The 19725-nt window shown below is 36.0% G+C and carries 18 protein-coding genes; 5 read left to right on the forward strand and 13 right to left on the reverse strand.

The genetic code is table 11. From position 1 onward, the window contains the following. Nucleotides 1-10 precede the first annotated feature (10 nt). Nucleotides 11-1225 carry a 3-deoxy-D-manno-octulosonic acid transferase gene (locus tag J1905_RS21970; RefSeq protein WP_214229360.1) on the forward strand — a complete coding sequence of 405 codons (1215 nt, stop codon included), beginning with the start codon at nt 11-13 and terminating at the stop codon, nt 1223-1225. On the opposite strand, the gene hemH is transcribed toward J1905_RS21970, so the two are convergent. The 5 genes from hemH to J1905_RS21995 form a co-directional block, all read right to left on the reverse strand. Then, nucleotides 1222-2235, reverse strand: coding sequence for a ferrochelatase (gene hemH, locus J1905_RS21975; RefSeq protein ID WP_214229361.1), 1014 nt, complete (start codon nt 2233-2235; stop codon nt 1222-1224). The genes J1905_RS21970 and hemH overlap by 4 nt on opposite strands. 62 nt (nt 2236-2297) lie before the next feature. Then, nucleotides 2298-3146 carry a 4-hydroxy-3-methylbut-2-enyl diphosphate reductase gene (locus tag J1905_RS21980; RefSeq protein ID WP_214229362.1) on the reverse strand — a complete coding sequence of 283 codons (849 nt, stop codon included), beginning with the start codon at nt 3144-3146 and terminating at the stop codon, nt 2298-2300. A gap of 54 nt (nt 3147-3200) precedes the next feature. Next, complete coding sequence (locus tag J1905_RS21985) at nt 3201-4163, reverse strand: glycosyltransferase family 2 protein (protein WP_214229363.1); 963 nt, start codon at nt 4161-4163, stop codon at nt 3201-3203. Beyond that, nucleotides 4160-4780: a 1-acyl-sn-glycerol-3-phosphate acyltransferase gene (locus tag J1905_RS21990; RefSeq protein ID WP_214229364.1), complete on the reverse strand. Its 621-nt coding sequence runs from the start codon at nt 4778-4780 to the stop codon at nt 4160-4162. The genes J1905_RS21985 and J1905_RS21990 overlap by 4 nt, the downstream gene beginning before the upstream one ends. Nucleotides 4781-4819: 39 nt before the next feature. Beyond that, nucleotides 4820-5329, reverse strand: a complete 510-nt coding sequence (locus J1905_RS21995; protein WP_214229365.1) for a phosphoribosyltransferase family protein — start codon at nt 5327-5329, stop codon at nt 4820-4822. 160 nt (nt 5330-5489) lie between these two features. On the opposite strand from J1905_RS21995, the gene J1905_RS22000 reads away from it, so the two are divergent. Continuing rightward, nucleotides 5490-6200, forward strand: coding sequence for a head GIN domain-containing protein (locus tag J1905_RS22000; RefSeq protein ID WP_214229366.1), 711 nt, complete (start codon nt 5490-5492; stop codon nt 6198-6200). A gap of 69 nt (nt 6201-6269) precedes the next feature. Here the strand turns inward: J1905_RS22000 and J1905_RS22005 are convergent, their stop codons facing one another. From J1905_RS22005 to kbl, 7 genes are all read right to left on the reverse strand, one after another. Beyond that, complete coding sequence (locus J1905_RS22005) at nt 6270-6671, reverse strand: hypothetical protein (protein WP_214229367.1); 402 nt, start codon at nt 6669-6671, stop codon at nt 6270-6272. A gap of 3 nt (nt 6672-6674) precedes the next feature. After that, the gene (rlmD, locus tag J1905_RS22010; RefSeq protein WP_214229368.1) at nt 6675-8144 is read right to left on the reverse strand and encodes a 23S rRNA (uracil(1939)-C(5))-methyltransferase RlmD; all 1470 of its coding nucleotides are present in this window, start codon (nt 8142-8144) and stop codon (nt 6675-6677) included. 90 nt (nt 8145-8234) lie between these two features. After that, the gene (locus J1905_RS22015) at nt 8235-8345 is read right to left on the reverse strand and encodes a phenylalanyl-tRNA synthetase subunit alpha (protein WP_214229369.1); all 111 of its coding nucleotides are present in this window, start codon (nt 8343-8345) and stop codon (nt 8235-8237) included. Between the two features lie 82 nt (nt 8346-8427). After that, nucleotides 8428-9003 carry a TetR/AcrR family transcriptional regulator gene (locus J1905_RS22020; RefSeq protein ID WP_048903726.1) on the reverse strand — a complete coding sequence of 192 codons (576 nt, stop codon included), beginning with the start codon at nt 9001-9003 and terminating at the stop codon, nt 8428-8430. Then, nucleotides 9003-9413, reverse strand: a complete 411-nt coding sequence (locus tag J1905_RS22025; RefSeq protein WP_173093739.1) for a Rieske (2Fe-2S) protein — start codon at nt 9411-9413, stop codon at nt 9003-9005. The genes J1905_RS22020 and J1905_RS22025 overlap by 1 nt, the downstream gene beginning before the upstream one ends. Continuing rightward, nucleotides 9413-10450, reverse strand: coding sequence for a phenylalanine--tRNA ligase subunit alpha (gene pheS, locus J1905_RS22030; protein WP_214229370.1), 1038 nt, complete (start codon nt 10448-10450; stop codon nt 9413-9415). Before pheS ends, J1905_RS22025 begins: the two co-directional genes overlap by 1 nt. Before the next feature lie 104 nt (nt 10451-10554). Beyond that, complete coding sequence (gene kbl / locus J1905_RS22035; protein ID WP_214229371.1) at nt 10555-11742, reverse strand: glycine C-acetyltransferase; 1188 nt, start codon at nt 11740-11742, stop codon at nt 10555-10557. Between the two features lie 143 nt (nt 11743-11885). Here kbl and J1905_RS22040 point away from each other — a divergent pair, with 143 nt between their 5' ends. Continuing rightward, nucleotides 11886-14333 carry a DUF5686 and carboxypeptidase regulatory-like domain-containing protein gene (locus tag J1905_RS22040; RefSeq protein ID WP_214229372.1) on the forward strand — a complete coding sequence of 816 codons (2448 nt, stop codon included), beginning with the start codon at nt 11886-11888 and terminating at the stop codon, nt 14331-14333. 65 nt (nt 14334-14398) lie between these two features. On the opposite strand, the gene J1905_RS22045 is transcribed toward J1905_RS22040, so the two are convergent. Further along, complete coding sequence (locus J1905_RS22045) at nt 14399-15577, reverse strand: C1 family peptidase (protein ID WP_214229373.1); 1179 nt, start codon at nt 15575-15577, stop codon at nt 14399-14401. A 209-nt stretch (nt 15578-15786) separates the two neighbouring features. On the opposite strand from J1905_RS22045, the gene trhO reads away from it, so the two are divergent. Both trhO and J1905_RS22055 read left to right on the forward strand, forming a co-directional pair. Then, nucleotides 15787-16734, forward strand: coding sequence for an oxygen-dependent tRNA uridine(34) hydroxylase TrhO (trhO, locus tag J1905_RS22050; protein ID WP_214229374.1), 948 nt, complete (start codon nt 15787-15789; stop codon nt 16732-16734). Between the two features lie 6 nt (nt 16735-16740). Next, nucleotides 16741-19632 carry a ligand-binding sensor domain-containing protein gene (locus J1905_RS22055; RefSeq protein ID WP_214229375.1) on the forward strand — a complete coding sequence of 964 codons (2892 nt, stop codon included), beginning with the start codon at nt 16741-16743 and terminating at the stop codon, nt 19630-19632. Nucleotides 19633-19725 lie beyond the last annotated feature (93 nt).

The raw sequence follows: 19725 nt of genomic DNA on the forward strand, positions 1-19725 counted from the left end.
TAAACACAAAATGCTTTTGCTTTATAATATAGCGATTCAACTTTATGGTTTAATTGTTAACATATTCTCCCTGTTCAATAATAAAGCCAAATTCTTTGTTCAAGGCAGAAAGAATATTTTCGAAAATATACAAAAAAAGGTAGATACCACTAAATCAAACATTTGGTTTCACTTTGCCTCTCTTGGAGAATTTGAACAAGGCCGGCCTTTGCTAGAAAAGATTAGAAATCAGTACCCCGAAAAGCGAATTGTTATTACCTTTTTTTCCCCATCTGGGTATGAAATCAGAAAAGATTATGCTTTGGCTGATGGAGTATTTTATTTACCACTCGATACAGCTAGCAATGCAAAAAAACTAATTGCAGCAATAAATCCGGAAATAGCTGTATTCACTAAATATGAATATTGGTATCACTATTTCGAAACCCTTCATAAATCGGGAATTCCACTTTACATTATATCAAGTATTTTCAGATCAGATCAAATTTTCTTTAAATGGTATGGTTCTTTCAATCGCAAAATCCTAAGTTTTGTAAACTATTTTTTTGTTCAGAACGAAGAGAGCAAACAACTCCTTAGTCAAATTAATATTAAAAATGTAAGCATAAGTGGTGATACCAGATTCGACCGTGTAGCGGAGAATGCCAAATCACCAAAAGAATTTGAACTCATCAGGAAGTTCTGCAGCAACAATCGTACGCTTATTGCCGGAAGTACCTGGCTTGCTGACGAACGTTTGCTAACATTACTTATAAACAAAAGACCTGACTGGAAATTTATAATTGCTCCTCATGAAATAGACAAGGCACATATTGATGAGATTGTAAAGCTTGTTCCGACGGCAATCCGCTATTCTGAATTATCCGCTCAATCTCCAGAAACTCAAATCTTGATCATAGATAACATTGGCATATTATCCTCTGTTTATCAATATGGAAAGATTGCTTATATAGGTGGAGGCTTCGGCGTTGGTATCCACAATACTTTAGAGGCTGCAGCATTTGGAATACCCGTAATCTTCGGCCCTAAATATGATAAATTCCAAGAGGCAAAAGATCTGATTTCAATAGGCGCAGCTAGCAGTATTAGTACAGCAGACGAACTATTCAACGCTTTTGAAAATTTCACAGAAAATAAAACAGCCGGAGAAATTGCTAAGAATTACGTAAATACGAAAACAGGATCAACAGATCAGATCATAAAATACATAGCTCAGAATTTCTAGCTTACCGCTAATTCCACAAGTGCATCAATAAACTTTGGATTGTCATTTAAGCTTTCAACCAGTTGAACATGCTCGCCACCTAAAGCCTTAAATTCTTCATGATATTCAACAGTAATTTCATAAAGCGTTTCCAGGCAATCAGCAACAAATGCAGGACTAAATACAAGTAAACGTTTTTTACCTTCAGCGGCTAATTTCTTTAACACATCTGTGGTGTATGGTTGTACCCATGGCTCTTTGCCCAAACGAGATTGGAAGCAAACGGTATAATCTTCTCTCGCAATATTCAATTTTGCTGCAATCAATTTTGCAGTATCATGTCCTTGTGCAGAGTAGCAAAACTTATTGGTATCGTTTAAAGTATCACAGCAATTGTCCTTTTTCAAACAATAGCTACCGGTATGGTCACATTTTAACAGCTGACGTTCAGGAAGTCCATGAAAGCTAAACAATACATGATCATAAGTTTCAGGTTGATACTTTTTCGCATTTTCAGCGAAAACCTCTAACATTAATTCATTATTGTGAAAAGAGCTCACAAACGAAACCGGTGGTATGGTGGTCCATTTACTTACAATTTCCATTACGTTTTGTATTACCGAACCACTACTGGCTGAGGCGTACTGAGGAAATAAAGGAATAACTTTTATGCTTTCAACCAAACCAGCTTTCATTTTGTCTAAAGCAGACTCAATTGAAGGATTCTGATACCTCATAGCTAGTTCAACGTGATATTCATCACCCAATTTCTCTTGAACTAATGCAGCTTGTATTTTACTATAGTACAATAGCGGAGATCCGTTTTCATCCCAGATCTCTTTATATAATTTCGATGTTTTAGGGCTACGAAAAGGAACAATTACACCTTTAACCAATAATGTGCGGTTAAAAGCATTGATATCAATTACACGTTCATCCATCAAAAACTGATCAAGATATTTGCGTACGTCTTTAACTTCCGGGCTATCCGGAGTTCCTAAATTCACTAATAAAATGCCCTTTTTTCCCATAATATGGCGCGAAATTAACTTATTATCCTTTTATGTTCTCCCGTAAAAACAATAATTACTTTTTAATGATTAAGCAGAAAGCTTTTAACCTCTTCCATTAACCACATTGGCGTAGATGTAGCACCGCAGATTCCAATCTTATCTTTAGCAGAAAACCAGTTGAAATCTATTTCTTCAATGTTTGAAATGAAATATGAATTGTCGTTATATTTTTTGCAAACATCATACAATACTTTCCCATTAGAGGATTTCTTACCTGAAACGAATAAGATTTTATCATAATTCACCACAAATTTTTCAAGGTCACCATAACGGTTGGATACTTGTCGGCAAATGGTATCATTTGCTTTAACATCATATCCCCTATTGATAAGTTCATCCTTTATCTGATAAAATTTGTCTGTACTCTTAGTTGTTTGACTATACAGAGTGAATTTAGAAGGCAAATCAACATTATCCAACTCCGCTAAATCCTGAAAAACAATTGCTTTACCATCGGTTTGGCCTTGTAACCCTACTACCTCAGCATGACCATGTTTGCCGAAGATCAGGATTTGCTCATCATCATCATGTGAATTTTTAATCCTGTTCTGTAGCTTTAAAACCACCGGACACGAAGCATCAATTAATGTCAATTCATTTTCTAATGCAAGCTGATAAGTAGATGGAGCCTCTCCGTGAGCTCTGATTAGAACCTTCTCTCTCTTTAAGCCCTGCAATTGTTCATGATCAATAATCCTTAAACCTTTATCGGTTAATCGCTTTACCTCCTCATCGTTATGCACAATATCACCAAGGCAATACAAGTAATCTTCATGATCTAAAATATCTTCAGCCATATCAATAGCATAAACTACCCCAAAGCAAAAACCCGAAGCCTTATCTATAGTAACGGTTAAATCGTATTCCATCTTTTTCTTGACACTAATTAATGTACAAAATTACACAAAAAGAGTTTCATATCCTTACAACTTATGTTTACCAGATGTCAATACCTTAATCCAAAGCCCCTTTAATAACAACACCAAAAGCATTACCATTTGAATCGGATGAAGTAAAACACTAACAAATGGATTTTGTGCAGTAAGAAACGAAATCATTACCCTGCTTAAAAAAATCAAACCTACAGGTAAAACCAAAAGTACAGGCTCAAAATTAAGCAGTACAACTACAGGCCCGCCAATAACCAATAGTAGGTAAATCAATACTGCTAATATATTGCTTCCAAATGCCAACAGCAATTGCGACGAGACCTTATCAAGGTTCATCCTCTCGTTAAAGTAAACGAACGTATTACCTAATAAAACTTCAGTTTTAAACTTCATCTGTTTCATTAACCCGGTAATTCCAATACCATCTAAATCCTTTTCATCCACCTGTTCATACCAATTATTCTTTTTATAACTATTGGCCTTAAAGAACATGCATGCTGTATTAGTAGCGGCAAATATTTGTTGAGTACTTAACCTCACCAATCTTAATGGTAAAAGATTTAATAAAACAAAGTCTCCTAAAGGATAAACCAAACGACTTAACAAACCATTAAGTTTTCGATTGGGAATTATACTGAGCAGATCCAAATCAAACACCTTAACCCGATAAATAAGATTATTTATTAGCCCTTTACTAATAATGGTATTACCATCCAAAAACAAAATATAGCTACCTGTTGATTCCGCAACAGCCTTTCGTGAGGTTTCAGTGTATTTTTTAACGATGATCTCCACATTCGAATAATCCTGTGCTTCAATTGAAGTTACCAAAGCAGAAGGATCATCATTTGCATCAGATAAAGAAATTATAATCGAAACCTTATCAGTAAAGTGTTTTCCGTAATATCCGAGTTTTGGATTGGACAAGAAATTAAACAATGTTACTGAAAACCGTAATACAAGGAACACAAGAACAGCGTAAATAAAAATGATCATAAAGCCTTTCCCTGACTTTTAACAGCAGCTCCGTAATGCTTATTGTACTCACTTTTCAACAGTTGTAAACTAACATATTCTTCAGCCTCCCAGCTAGCTAAGTAACTCCTGGCTTCCGGTTTCCGCTCACTAAAATAATCTGTAAGATTGGCTGAAAATATAGTTTGAAACTTCTTTTTAGATGCATTCACAACCTGCATCACTCCCTTCTCGAAGCTAATACTTGCGATATAGCTTGTATACAACTTTCCTTGCGGAAAAATAAGAACCAAATTATCAGGATTATCCAGTAAACCACCGGCGTATGCTAATGTTTGAACCACATCTTTTCCGTTTGTCTCAGCAGCAAAAGCTCCTAAATATTTTAAAAACCATAATTTCTTATAGTCCTCCTTTGTAACCAGAACATGGAACTGTTTCTTAAATAGCTTTTTATTTAAATAAAACATCAAAAAGCCATCCCACCAGCTAAAATGATTGGCTAATAAAAGTATAGCCTCATCATCTTTAATCTGAAGTTTATTAAAATTGTACGAAGAAAAGTCCTTCTTTATGATATAAGCAACATACCAGGAAAAGAACTTAAAAACTATAGGGCTTTTTTGGGACTGGTACATCCCTCTAAAATGAGAAAAATTAGCTTTAAATGCAAACGGTTAACTTAAATAGACCCTATCCTCTTCTCCTTCAACATCCATTACCACATCAACATGTTCTTTTAAAACAGTAGCCAACTGTAAACCAACAAAATCTGTTGCTATCGGGAAAATTTTATGACTTCTATCAACTAGTACCACTGTCCTAATCTTTTTGTGTGGAGTATTCAGGAAAACACCAAGGCCATAAGCCAAAGTCTTACCACTATTCAATACATCATCGACAAGTATGATTACCTTATTCTTCCAATGCGACTCATCTAAATCTGTATTGGCAACCAGTTTGCTATTCAATCTATCAAGATCAATCCTAAGCATTGTAATTTTAAGATCAGAAATTTTTGTCAATACCTTTTTTAAACGCAAGGCTAATTTATAGCCACGGTCCCATATTCCGGCCAGTACAATTTCTTTCTCATTTAAATTATCTTCCAAAATCTGGTATGCAATTCTGTTGATCTTTTGCTGTATCTGTTTTTTATCAAGAATAAGTAATTGAGATTCTCCCATCTGGTATCGCATTGTTTATATTACAAAAAGAACCATTTTAAGGTTCATATTCAAACTTAGATTAAAATATTTTTATATCCCTTTAAAAAAAGTTTACAAATCGTGCAACGTTTAGCCCCTTGTTGCGTCTAATTAATAAACCATCAATCAAAAACCTAATATGAAAACATCATCCATACTTAAATCAGCACTAACACTTCTAATCTTTTCAGCCGCTGTAACATCACTAAGGGCACAACAGGATAAAGATATTGCAATCAAAAATTTTAATGAAGTTTCAGTTTCAAGTGGAATAGACTTATATCTTACTCAAAGTAATTCCGAGAATATTCGTATCAATGCTCACCCCGATCTCATTAAAAATGTGATTATTGAGAAAGAAGGAAATAATCTAAGAATCAAATACAAAGACGGTGTTAACTGGGGTCGATTATTTAAAAATCAATCTATCAAAGTTTACGTAAACTACAAAACACTTACTGCTTTGTCAGCGAGTGGTGGTAGTGATGTATATACTCAAAACACGCTGAAAACGGATAGGCTATCACTGAGTGCATCCGGAGGTTCAGATTTGAAATTAGATGTAGTCGCTAAAGATGTCGAAATACAAACAAGTGGCGGCTCTGATGTTGATATAAAAGGGAGTGCTACAAATATGGAAGTTTCTACAAGTGGTGGCAGTGATGTAAACGCACTTAATTTTGTAGTTGACTACGCAAAAGTAAGTTCAAGTGGTGGGTCTGATGCAAATATTCATGTTAATAAAGCATTAGAAGCAAGTGCCAGTGGAGGTAGTGATATAAACTACAAAGGAAATGCATCAGTAAAAAACAACTCCAGCAAAAGCGGGGATGTTAACCGATTAAAATAAAGTTTAGTTTAGTTTTTAGTTATTCCTGCCAAACGGATGTCTGGCAGGAATTTTTATTTTAGTTCGCCTTTACTTTTTATAAGGATAATAAATAAAGTTCGCCCCTTCGGGTACGATTACAAAAACGCACATAAAGTCTGCAGGTTTTTTGTAGCTTTTAAGAAACAATGCCTTTTTATCCGGCTGGATGATACCTTTCTCTACAAACTCTTCAAAAGTAGAAACTTGTATAGTCCATTCGGTATTTAGTTCTTTTCTATCCAGAATTACCTCTCCAATATTTACAACGTACTGGTGAGCTATAAAAATAGGATTGGCGGTTATTCCTTCCACCATTATATCTACTGCAACCTCTTTAATAGAATCAGCATATAAATCCAAATCCTTTTCAAGGCTTACCAAAGGGCTTTGCTTTTTCTGTTCTGGTTTTCCGCCTTCCGGTTCCTGTGGTAATAATTCTTCTATATCCATTTTTTAATTATTCTCTAAATTATCTTCCGGTTTGCTACCAACAAATTTCAACAGCACAACATTCTCAACATGCTGAGTATGTGGGAACATATCAACCGGCTTAATACGAACTACTTCATATTTCTCTTTTAACAAAGCCAAATCCCTTGCCTGTGTAGCTGCATTGCAACTCACATAAACAATTTTCTCAGCTTCCATCTCAAGTAATCTTTCAACTACGTCTGCGTGCATTCCAGCCCTTGGTGGATCTGTTATAACCACATCAGGTTTACCGTGATCAGCAATAAAATCTCTTGTCAGAATGTCCTTCATATCACCGGCATAGAAAATCGTATTCTCTATTTTATTAAGCTCCGAATTAAACTTAGCATCCTCAATAGCTGTAGGCACATATTCAATTCCAACAACCTGCTTCACACTTCCCGCAACAAAATTCGCAATAGTACCTGCACCGGTGTATAAATCATAAACCAGCTCATCACCAGAGAAACCGGCAAATTCCTTAGTGATTTTATACAACTCATGAGCCTGATCTGAATTGGTTTGATAAAAAGATTTCGCACCAATTTTAAATTTTAGACCGTCCATTTCCTCAAAAATATAATCCCTACCCGCGTAAGTAATTACATCCTGATCAAAAATAGTATCGTTCTTCTTTTGATTTAATATATAAAGTAATGAAGTGATTTCAGGGAAATTTACTTTCAGATATTCCATTAAGCCGTCTACCTGTTCTTGTTCTGTATAGGCAAAAACCACAACCACCATCACTTCACCAGTAGAAGAAGTACGTATAATCAGGTTTCTTAAATTACCTTCATGATTTCGCAAATCGTAAAAAGATAGTCCGTTTTCTAAAGCATACGCTCTAACACTATTTCTTAATGTATTAGAAGGCTCTGCTTGTAAATAACAATGCTGTATATCTAAAATTTTATCGAACCTAAGTGGAACGTGAAAACCAAGGGCATTCATTTCCAGGTCCTCATTTGGCCCCTCTGAATCCTCTGCTCTGTCCGCCATATCTTGCTTATTTAACCAGCGTTTATTAGAAAACGTGTATTCAAGCTTATTGCGATAGTATTTATTTTCTGCAGAACCTAAAATTGGCTCCATTGCAGAAGTATCAATCTTTGCGAGACGCTGTAAAGCAGCCTCCACATTTTTATGTTTAAATTTCAATTGAGCATCATAGCCCATGTGCTGCCATTTGCAACCACCACAGGTACCAAAGTGCTGACAAAAAGGATCAACCCTTAAATCAGAAGCTTCATTTAAGCTTTCAATTACTGCTTCAGCAAAGTTTTTCTTTTTCTTTACTATGCGAACATCAACCACATCACCCGGTACGGCTTTATCCACAAATATTACCAATTCATCTGCTTTACCAACACCCTTGCCTTCCTCGGCAATATCAATAATACTTAAATTGGGGATGATGGTTACTGTTCCGGCTTTTCTATTTCTACTCATTTGCCGCAAAATTAGATAAAATTTCAGACATACTGATCTCCATCAGGTAATCAAACACCTTTCAAAGAGAAGAAAATGCAATATCAAACTCTACTTACCAAAAACTTTAAGGATTAAACCAAAAATGCCTTCAACCAGGTTAAAGCTCATATCAAACTTCTCATCAACCAATACAGAAATCTCTAAAACCTCTTTACTCATAATATATTGACGTATACAGTCAAATATAGATGTTTTTATACCAAATACCAATACGGTATAAGTTAAGGTTTTGTAAAGAAACCTACAATGCGGCCTTTACCAGGAAGGGAAGAAGTTCTTTCTGAAAACTAACGAAGTTCTTACGAACATCAGAATCACTAACAGAAGTAAATGCGAATGAGAATACAATGCTCTTGCTGGCTTTTAATAGAAATGCAAGTCCCTCTTTACGCGATGGATTATTTTTAAAATGGTCAAGCTCCAAATAAGCAGAAAGCAATAAAGACTCCAACTGATCAGACAAATGCTTTAAAAAGTCTTGTGAGTTGGCATTTTCTCTAACAAAATCCCAACCAATAAACTCATTACAAACCGTATATGTAAGCCTACAGGTTTTCATTACAAGTGCTTTAAGGTGCTCTTCTTCATCTGCAAACTGAGCTTTATTTTTTAGAATCTCATGAAGGTTTAAATCCAGATAATTCATTAGAATAGCATCAAGAATCTGCTCCTTGCTTTCAAAATACTTGTATATCGTAGCCTTAGCTATTCTGGCTTTTCTGGCAATTTCATTAACACTTGTTTTATGATAGCCGTACTTTCTGAACAGTTCTTTAGCAGATCTGATTATACTTTCCTTTATTTTCTCTGGTTCCATTAATTACTTACATTTATAGTTTGCCCACCACGAAGTGATGTACTATAAGACTTTAAATTACGTACAGCCGGCGCCTTTTGCGGAGTCCCATCCAACAGTAAAAACTTAGCTCCTGTACAAGGATCAGTAGCAGTAATTCCGGTTGAATCCGGTACAACAGCACAGCCTCCATTTTGAGGGTTTACTGAGCTCGCTCTATCGAACGCCCTATAACCACTACCAACTGCAACTATCATCAAGCCCTTAACACCTTGGTTACTCACCAACAATACACGATTCTTAGCTTTAATATTAAATTCCTGAACGGTCACATTATATTCCACAAAAACATTAGGAATCATTTCACTTTCCTTTCCACAACTTAAAAAAGTGACCGCCAACAAAAATAACCCAGCTAATTTTTTAATCATTATATCAATGATGTTTTATATTGCTTTAAAAAGCGAGCATCGTTTTCAGAGAATAAACGTAAATCCTTGATTTCGAATTTCAGGTTAGCAATACGCTCAATACCCATTCCAAATGCAAATCCGCTATATTTCTTACTGTCAATATTACAATTTTCCAAAACGTTAGGATCAACCATACCGCATCCTAAAATCTCAACCCAACCACTATGCTTACACATCTGGCAGCCTGCGCCTTTACAAATTGTGCAAGAAATATCCATTTCGGCAGATGGCTCTGTAAAAGGGAAATAAGATGGGCGGAAACGAACTTTTGTACCCTCCCCATAAAGCTCCTGAACAAAATAGAACAATGTTTGCTTTAAATCAGCAAATGAAACATTCTCATCAATATACAAACCCTCTACCTGATGGAAAAAGCAATGTGCTCTTGCAGAAATAGCTTCGTTACGATAAACGCGACCTGGCATAATTGCTCTGAATGGCGGCTTACCAGCCTCCATCATCCTTACTTGAACAGATGAAGTATGGGTACGCAAAGCGATATCACCATTTTCACCTCCTTTTCTAATAAAAAAAGTATCCTGCATATCTCTTGCCGGATGTTCTTCCGGGAAGTTCAAAGCGGAGAAATTGTGCCAATCATCCTCAATTTCAGGACCTTCTGCTACAATAAAACCAAGTTTATTAAAAATCTCAATGATTTCTCGTCTAACCAATGCTAATGGATGGCGGGCTCCAATTTCAAACCCTTCACCAGGCAAAGTTAAATCTATACCGGCATCTGTTGAAACTTCTTCTACCCCACCCTGATCTTTCAGTGTTTGATATTTAGCTTCTGCCAGTTGTTTAAATTCATTTAAAACCTTCCCCAGAGTTCTTTTCTCTTCTGGTGAAACGGCCTTAAATTCATCAAAAATATCTTTGATAATTCCTTTAGTACCAAGGAATTTTATACGGAATTGTTCTAATTCATCTGCCTTATCAGTTGAAAAAGCATTTATTTCGGCTGTATATTGTGTTATCTTCTCTTGTAACATGGCGACAAATATACAGCTAATTATATAATATATTTATAATGGCTGAGTCCAAAAATCATCATGCAGTATCACTCCATAAAGAAAATGGACTCAGCCGCTTAATTTTATATTACGCCTAACGCTTTACCTACTTTAGTAAATGCAGCAATAGCTTTATCTAAATGTTGTTGATCGTGAGCAGCCGACAATTGCACACGGATTCTTGCTTTACCTTGTCCTACGACCGGATAATAGAAACCAATCACGTAAATACCTTCTTCAAGCATTTTAGCAGCAAACTCCTGCGCGAGTTTAGCATCATAAAGCATCACCGGAACAATCGGGTGTACACCTTCTTTAATGTCGAAACCAGCTTCAGTCATTTTTTTACGGAAGTAAACCGTGTTGCTCTCCAATTTATCTCTTAAATCAGTAGTTTCACTTAAAAGATCCAAAACTGCTACAGATGCGCCTGTAATTGCAGGAGCAAGTGTGTTCGAGAATAAATACGGACGAGATCTTTGACGCAACATATCAATGATTTCTTTTTTACCAGATGTAAAACCCCCTGATGCACCACCTAGAGCTTTACCCAAAGTACCTGTAATTATATCTACCCTATCCATCACATTGAAATGCTCATGAGTACCACGACCGGTTTTACCCATAAAACCAGTACAATGCGACTCATCAATCATCACAAGTGCTTCATATTTATCTGCTAAATCACAAATCTTGTCTAACGGAGCTACCACACCGTCCATAGAGAAAGCACCATCAGTAACAATAATACGATGTCTGGAATCCTTAGCAGCGATTAATTGCTGTTCCAAATCTGCCATATCCGCATTTTTATACCTAAAACGCTTTGCTTTACACAAACGTACGCCATCAATAATAGATGCATGGTTCAATTCATCCGAAATAATTGCATCCTGATCATTAAATAATGGTTCAAAAACACCACCGTTTGCATCAAATGCAGCCGCATATAGAATTGTATCTTCTGTACCTAAAAATTTAGAAAGCTTTTCTTCCAATTCTTTATGCACATCCTGAGTACCACAAATAAAACGTACCGAAGACATTCCGTAGCCATATTTATCTATTGCTTTCTTCGCCGCATCAATAACAGCCGGATGAGACGATAGTCCCAAATAATTATTTGCACAAAAGTTGATCACCTCCTGACCAGTGCTGATCTTAATATCCGCTCCCTGAGGGGTTACAATAATACGTTCACGTTTAAATAAACCGTCTTTTTCTATTTGCTCCAGTTCTTGCTTTAGAACCGGTTGTAAAGTTTTGTACATATTTATAAATAATTAGTGCAACCAAAGTTATAAAAATATCATCTTGTGTAGGTAAAGCATTTAGATGACGCTTGCAAACTTTAACACAAAAAATCTGTTTAGTATTGACAACTAATCCGATATTTAAGCTTTAAACCTGATTAATGAAGAACATTTTTTTAACGCTATTCCTGTTAATATGCACGCTTAATCTATCAGCACAGCAGTTTAAGCTTGGCGGTTCAATTAAAGATTCTGATGGGCAATCCGTACCCTTTGTATCCGTGTACATAAAAAACACAACTACCGGAACATCGGCTAATGTTGATGGAATCTATTCATTAAGTATCCAAAAGGGAACTTTCACCATTGTTTTTAAAGCAATAGGCTATAAAGCTTTAGAAAAAGACATTACTATTGACGACAACTTAACAGAAAATATAACGATAATTCCAGAAACTTATACCCTGGCCGGAGTAACCATAAATGGCAATGCTGAAGACCCTGCTTACGAAATCATCAGACAAACCATTAAAAAAAGAAAAGAACATTTAACGGAGGTAAAGGCCTATAAAGCCGATGTATATATTAAAGGTGTACAAAAGCTGGTTGGTGCACCAAAAAGGTTCTTTGGAAGAGATATTCAACAAACACTTAGTCTTGACACCAACAGAAGAGGTATCTTATATTTATCAGAGTCAACCTCTATCTTTTCTTATGAACACCCAAATAAAATCCATGAAGAAATGATCTCTTCAAAAATCGCTGGTAGCAACAATGCCTTTAGTTTCAACAAAGCATCAGACCTTATTATCAATTTTTATGAGAACATTTTATTAGAGAACAAACTAAGTGCACGTGGCTTTGTCTCGCCAATTTCCGAGAATGCCTTTCTCTATTACAAATATAAATTACTTGGAGTTTCTACAGAAAACGGAGAAATCATAAACAAAATCCAAATCATTCCCCGTCGCGAGCATGACCCTGTTTTTAGAGGCACTATATATATTAAAGATGATAGCTGGCACCTTGTTAATGCCAATGTATACTTAACTAATAACTCGGGCATCAACCTACTCGACACCCTAAACATCTCACAACAATTCCTTAAAACTGAAAACACCTATATGCCTTCAAACGTAAACTTTCAGTTTAATGGCAATGTGCTTGGTTTTAAATTCGAAGGTTATTATGTAGGTGTTTATAGTAATTACAACCTCCACCCTAATTTTCCTAAAAACTATTTCACCGGAGAAATCCTCAAAATAACTAAAGCTGTAAATGAAAAAGACTCGCTATTTTGGCTTAACAACAGACCAATTCCGCTTACCAGGGAAGAAAGTCGTGACTATGTTAGAAAAGACAGCGTAGCCGCCCTTAAGGTTTCAAAACGCTATCTCGATTCCTTAGAGCATGAAAACAATAAGTTTGGAATTATAAAAGCGGTGGTAACAGGCTATACAATAAATAATAGGTACGCTCAAAAGTATTACAGTTTCGATCCGATTTATCGCTCTATATTTTATAACACAGTTGAAGGATTTGCCCTTAAATACGGCGTAACCTATACAAAGCGCCTTCAAGACAGACGCAATTACAGTATCCGCCCAGAATTGAGGTACGGATTTTCTAATAAAACCCTAACAGGAAATCTCTCTGCGAATTATTATTATAACCCTGTAAAACGTGGCAATATTAGCATTAGTGCCGGTTCGGGTATTTACGACCTAAATGATCTGGGCTCAATGACTCTTTTAGCTAATTCTATCAATTCCCTGTTTTTCGAAACCAACTTCTCAAAATTCTATAAAAAGGAATTTGCAAATATTGGAACTTCAAGAGAATTAGCAAACGGACTGTTGGCAACATTTCTTGTAGATTACTCACGTAATACCAATCTTGTAAACACTACAACTTTCAAAATAAAAGACTTAAAAGGCGAAACCTTTACATCCAACAACCCTTTTACACCAGATATTGAAACTCCACTATTTCCAACATACAAAGCATTAACGTTAACTGCATCATTAAACTATACTATTGGTCAGCAGTACATCACCCGTCCAGATGGTAAATTTTATCAAGGCTCAAAATATCCTACAATTAACTTTACTTATAAAAAAGGTATAAACGAGTTATTTAATAGCGATGTAGATTACGATTTACTGTCGTTAGAAGTTTCGCAAAACCGCATTAGTGCTGGTTTGTGGGGGTATTCATCCTTTGTAGTAGGTGCCGGTAAATTCATCAACAACAACACTGTTTATTACCCTGACAACAAACATTTCAGAGGTAACAACTCATTACTGGGGCAACCGAACTTAAGGAAATTCTTATTCCTTGATTTTTATCTTTTCAGCACAAACCAACAATACCTAGAAGCACACTTTGAGCACAATTTCTCAGGTCTGTTAACCAACAAAGTACCTATGCTACGCAAGTTAAAATTAGAAGAGCTTGTTGGAGTTAGCTATTTGAGCCAGCCAATAAAAAGGAATTACACAGAGTTTTACTTTGGTTTACAACGATTGATTTTCAAAGCAACCTATGGCTTTGCTTATGATGGAAAGAGAAGGGTAAATCATGGATTTAGATTGTTTTACGGATTCTAATCCGGACAAAAAAAGAGCCTACATTAAAAAAAATGCAGGCTCTTTCTCAATAATATCATTTACTATTAGATATCCAATTTTTTACGGATATCAGAAGGGATACCTTTTTTATGTAATAAAAATGCAGTTGTTTTATATTTCACAAAGTTTTTAGTTACATATAAGTAGCCGTTATAATCGTTGGTAGCACCCCAAGAGTTTTTAACGATATAATATTCTTTACCATTCTGATCTTTAGCCATTCCAGTGATTTGCATACCGTGATCATCAGTCGTTTGATAATCATCAAATGCAGCCTGACGTAAATCTACTGTGATTTCTTTTTCAGCTTTTGGGCCATTAAACATCGCTTTTTTCTCTTCATCAGTCATGCTGTCAAAGTCCTTTTCAGGAACGTAAGCAACACCATTTTTCCAGCTAAAGCCCTTTTCACTAACGTCAGTTGCCCATGCAACACTATAACCACCTTTTAAAGCATTGTCAATGATTTTAGTGATGTCGTCCATTTGCACATTATATACCTGATCGTAAGACCAGTTATCTGGAACCATCAAAACAGCTTTTTTGTAATATGGAGAAGTGTTGAAAGATGAAAGTTCAACATAATCTTCAGGATTAATACCTACAACCTCTTTAGCAAAGCTTTTTGGAGTATATTCTTTTCCTTCGTAAGTGAATTTTTCAGGAACTGCACCCATGCAAGAATCGATAGTAGCAATATATTTAGCTTTCCAGGCAGGATCAAACTTACCATCGGCTCCATTTACAGCTTTCTCTAAAATAGCTTTTGTCAGGGTATTCATTCTGTCTGATGATCCAGGAGTTCCATAATCATTACCACTATAAGCTTCCTGAGGTAAAGCACCATATTTAGCAAACATATTAATTACATCATGACATGCACCGCCATCGCCTAATGTTAAGGCACCATGCATACGCACATAATTGATTCCTTTCTCAACATAAACATTACGAGCAGTAAATAAATCAGCGATATCTACCGGTTTTTTGCCCATTCTAATCATTTCTGACTCTAAGAAAGAGTTGGTGCTGTAACTCCAGCAAGTACCAGAAGATTTTTGATTTTTAACAGAAGTTGCTTCAGTATTTATAACTGGTGTAAATTTAAAACTGGTTGCGCTGTTTTCGCTTTGGTTGTTTTTTAATGAATTTACAAGGTTGTCTTGTGCAAATCCAACAGTTGATCCAAGTAGAAGACCTGCTGTTAACCACAATGATCTCATAGAAGTGTTAGTCATTTTATGAATAATAAGTTAGTTTTATTTGTGTTTTAAATAACGGTTACAAACTTAACAATAATCTAACTAAGGTGGTAAGTTTACAATAATGTTACATCAAATACATGTTGCAGCAGCAGCAGCATACCAATTCATTTATTTTTTTACTACCTTTGCACCGCATTAAACGCCGTTTGCATCGGTATCAATGAATTATGAATAAATTCCAGACATTACTTTACTATTGCTATAGTCACATAGCCGAGGCAGAACAATTTGCTGCTGATCATCTTACATTCTGCAAATCTTTAAACCTTGTTGGTCGTATTATTGTTGCCAACGAAGGATTAAATGGCACAGTTTCAGGAACAAAAGAATCCTGCGATGCCTACATGGCAGCTATAATAGCTGATGAACGTTTTGCTAAAACTGAATTCAAAATTGACAATGTAGAAGAGCCTTCATTTATTAAAATGCATTGCCGCTATAAAGCTGAAATTGTACATTCAGGATTAAGAGATCCAAACATTATAGATCCAAACAGACAAACAGGTAAACACCTGGAGCCTGTCGAGTTTCAGAAAATGATAGATCAGGAAGATGTGATCATTCTTGATGTTCGTTCAAACTATGAGCATAACCTAGGCAAATTTAAAAACGCGGTAACCTTAGATATTGAGAATTTCAGAGATTTCCCTGAAAAAATAAATGAGCTTGCTAAATACAAGGATAAAAAAGTACTTACTTATTGCACTGGTGGCATAAAATGCGAAAAAGCATCAGCTTTGCTTTTACACCATGGCTTTAATGATGTTTACCAATTACATGGTGGAATCATAAAATATGGTAAAGAAGCAGGTGGCGAAGATTTTGAAGGCAAATGCTACGTTTTTGATAACCGTATTGCGGTTGATGTAAACACGGTTAACCCCTCAATAGTATCTAAATGCTATAACTGTGGTACAATCACTCCAAAAATGATCAATTGCGCCAACCCTGAATGCAATGAGCACGTAACACAATGTGATGATTGCGGAGATGCTCTACAAGGCTGTTGCTCTACTGAATGTACCACCAACCCTCGTAAACGGGCTTATGATGGAACAGGATATTATGTAAAAGTTCCACAACAGGTAAACGTTCCGAGTAAACAACTATCTTAGCTGTTGATGAACAACGGACCCCTTAAGCATATTATATTTTTTATCTTTTGTTTTCTCTCCGTTTCTGCCACAGCGGACGACATCAAAAGCATAGGGGTTCCTTACATTCAAAATTATCCTAAATCAGTTTATCTTTCAGGTAATCAGAACTGGTCTATTGCCAAAGGCAAAAACGGCGTTATGTATTTTGGAAATACACAGGGTCTTTTAACCTACGACGGTAAATACTGGCAACAATACGAAATGCCAAACAGGCAAATCGTACGTTCGGTTGCTACAGGCGATAACGGCATCATTTATACCGGAAGTTTTGGAGAATTTGGTTATTGGAAAATAGACAATAAGCGTCTAAAATATACCTCCCTCATCAATCTTATTCCGAAGGAATATAAAATGACCGATGAGATATGGAAAATTTACGTAGATGGCAAACGCATTATTTTCCAGTCTTTCTCGAGCATTTATATTTACAATGACAACAAAATAAATGTTGTAAAAACCCCGGCTTTCTTTCTGTTTTTACACAAGGTAGATAAGCGTTTTATTATTGAAGCATTAGGAAAAGGTTTATATGAACTTGATAACAATAAACTTACCCCACTTAAAAATACAGGTGCTCCGCTTCCCGGATCAGTTCTATCTATTCTTCCTTATAAAAACGGCAGTTTATTAATTGGCACCAGCAAAGACGGCTTGTTTCTATATGATGGTGAGAAATACACGCCCTTTAACACGCCTGCAAATGCTTTTCTGCAAACTTATCAATTAAACAACGGAGCTAAAGTACTAGGTAAATATTATGCTTATGGCACAATTTTAAACGGTTTGATCATTATTGACGAGAATGGAAATATTGTGCAAAGGATCAATAAATCGAGTGGTTTACAGAACAACACGGTACTTAGTCTTTATGCCGACGATGAACAGAACTTATGGACTGGCCTCGACAATGGTATAGATCGTATAGAATTAAACTCTCCACTTTACTTTTACTTTGATAAAACTGGCTTGTTTGGCACTGTTTATTCCAGCCTTATTTATAAGGACAATATCTATTTGGGAACCAATCAGGGACTTTTTTATAGTCCTTGGGTAGGCAATAAAGGTAATTCATTCAGCTCTTTTGATTTTAAACTAATCCCCAAATCTCAGGGTCAGGTTTGGGATTTGCAGATGATTGATGGCCAGCTTCTTTGTGGACATAACGATGGCACTTTTAGTGTTAACGGAAACACGATTGAAAAGGTTACGGGTATAAGCGGAGGCTGGGTAATTAAAAAACTAAACGATAACTACCTTATTCAAGGCACTTATAATGGCTTGGTTTTGTTCAAAAAAGATCCGACAGGTCAGTGGAAATTTGACTCCAAAATTAAAGGTTTCGATGAGCCATCAAGATATTTAGAGCAAGATACTAAAGGCGACATTTGGGTAAGCCATGCTTACAGGGGTTTGTATAAACTTGTGCTTAGTTCTGATTTCAAAACGGTTACAAACGCAAAGTATTACGATGAGCGTAACGGATTACCAAGCACTTACGGCATCAACCTTTTCACGCTCGACAACAAACTAATTTATTCTTCTAGCGAAGGTTTTTTAACCTACGATGAGATCAGCAACAAGTTTAGCAAGTACGCTACCCTAAATAAAGAGCTTGGCTCTTTTGCCAAATCCCATAAAATCATAAAAGCTGATTATAAGAAATATTGGTTTATTAACCATGGCAAAATGGCCCTTGTTAATTTCACTCAACCAGGAAAAATAGAAATAGATTCTAATCGTTTTAGCGTTCTGGATGGCAGAATGGTTCAATACTATGAGAACATTAGTAAAATAAGCGACCATATTTACCTTATCAGTGTTGATGATGGTTTTGTTATTTACAATGAGTTAGACTCGTTAAAAAATAAAAAAACAGTTTTACCCTCTGTTTTAATCAGAAAAGTAGAAGACATTACCGACACTTACTCTATTATTAGTGAGGTAGGTAATACCGATTCGGAAATAGAAATCCCATTTAGTCGAAACAACATCAGAATATCTTATTCACTCCCGTATTACAGACAAAGCAGTATTAAATTCCAATATTTCCTGAAGGGATACTCTAAGCAATGGGCCGATTGGAGTGCCGCTTCACAAAAGGACTTCACTAACCTTAGTGCGGGAACTTACACTTTCCTGGTTAGAGCTAAAATCAATGATGAAACTATAAGTAAAGACACGCAATTTGAGTTTACCATACTACCTCCATTCTATGCGAGCAAATGGGCTTTTGCTTTATATTTAATAGGCATTGTCCTTTTACTAATTGCCGGGAAGCGCTTTTACGAAAGAAAGCTAAAGAAGGATCAGCAAGCCATTTCCGATAAGTTACAGGCAGAAAAAGAAGAATTCCTTAAAAAGGAAGCTGAAGCAACTGAAAGACAAATCATCAAATTACAGACGGAGAAACTACAGGTTGAACTGGCAGGTAAAAACAGGGAGTTGGCTAACTCTGCCATGAGCCTCGTGTATAAAAATGAGTTGCTCCAAAAGCTAAGTCAGGAGATGTTGAAGCTTAAAGATTCTAACGGAAAACCTTTGGCCGAAGAGCAGCTTAGAAAAATTCAAAAGGTGATTGATGATGGTATGAATGATGAGCGTGATTGGAATTTATTTGAGAGCAGTTTTAACGAGGCTCATGAGAGTTTCTTCAAAAAGCTTAAAGCCAATCACCCCGATCTTGTGCCTAATGATTTAAAACTTTGTGCATACCTCCACATGAATATGAGCAGTAAGGAAATGGCCTCACTACTCAACATTTCTCTAAGAGGTGTAGAAATACGAAGATACAGGCTTCGTAAAAAGCTTGATGTACCCCACGACAAGAACCTCGTAGAGTTTCTAATGGAGTTATAGCACTACATCATTACCTCTCATACCTCTTTTTTAAAGTCCCGATTTATGAAATTATTTTCACCTCATGTTGTAGGGTGAAATTTTGCCATGCCG

Source organism: Pedobacter sp. B4-66, assembly GCF_018492665.1.
GTDB lineage: Bacteria > Bacteroidota > Bacteroidia > Sphingobacteriales > Sphingobacteriaceae > Pedobacter.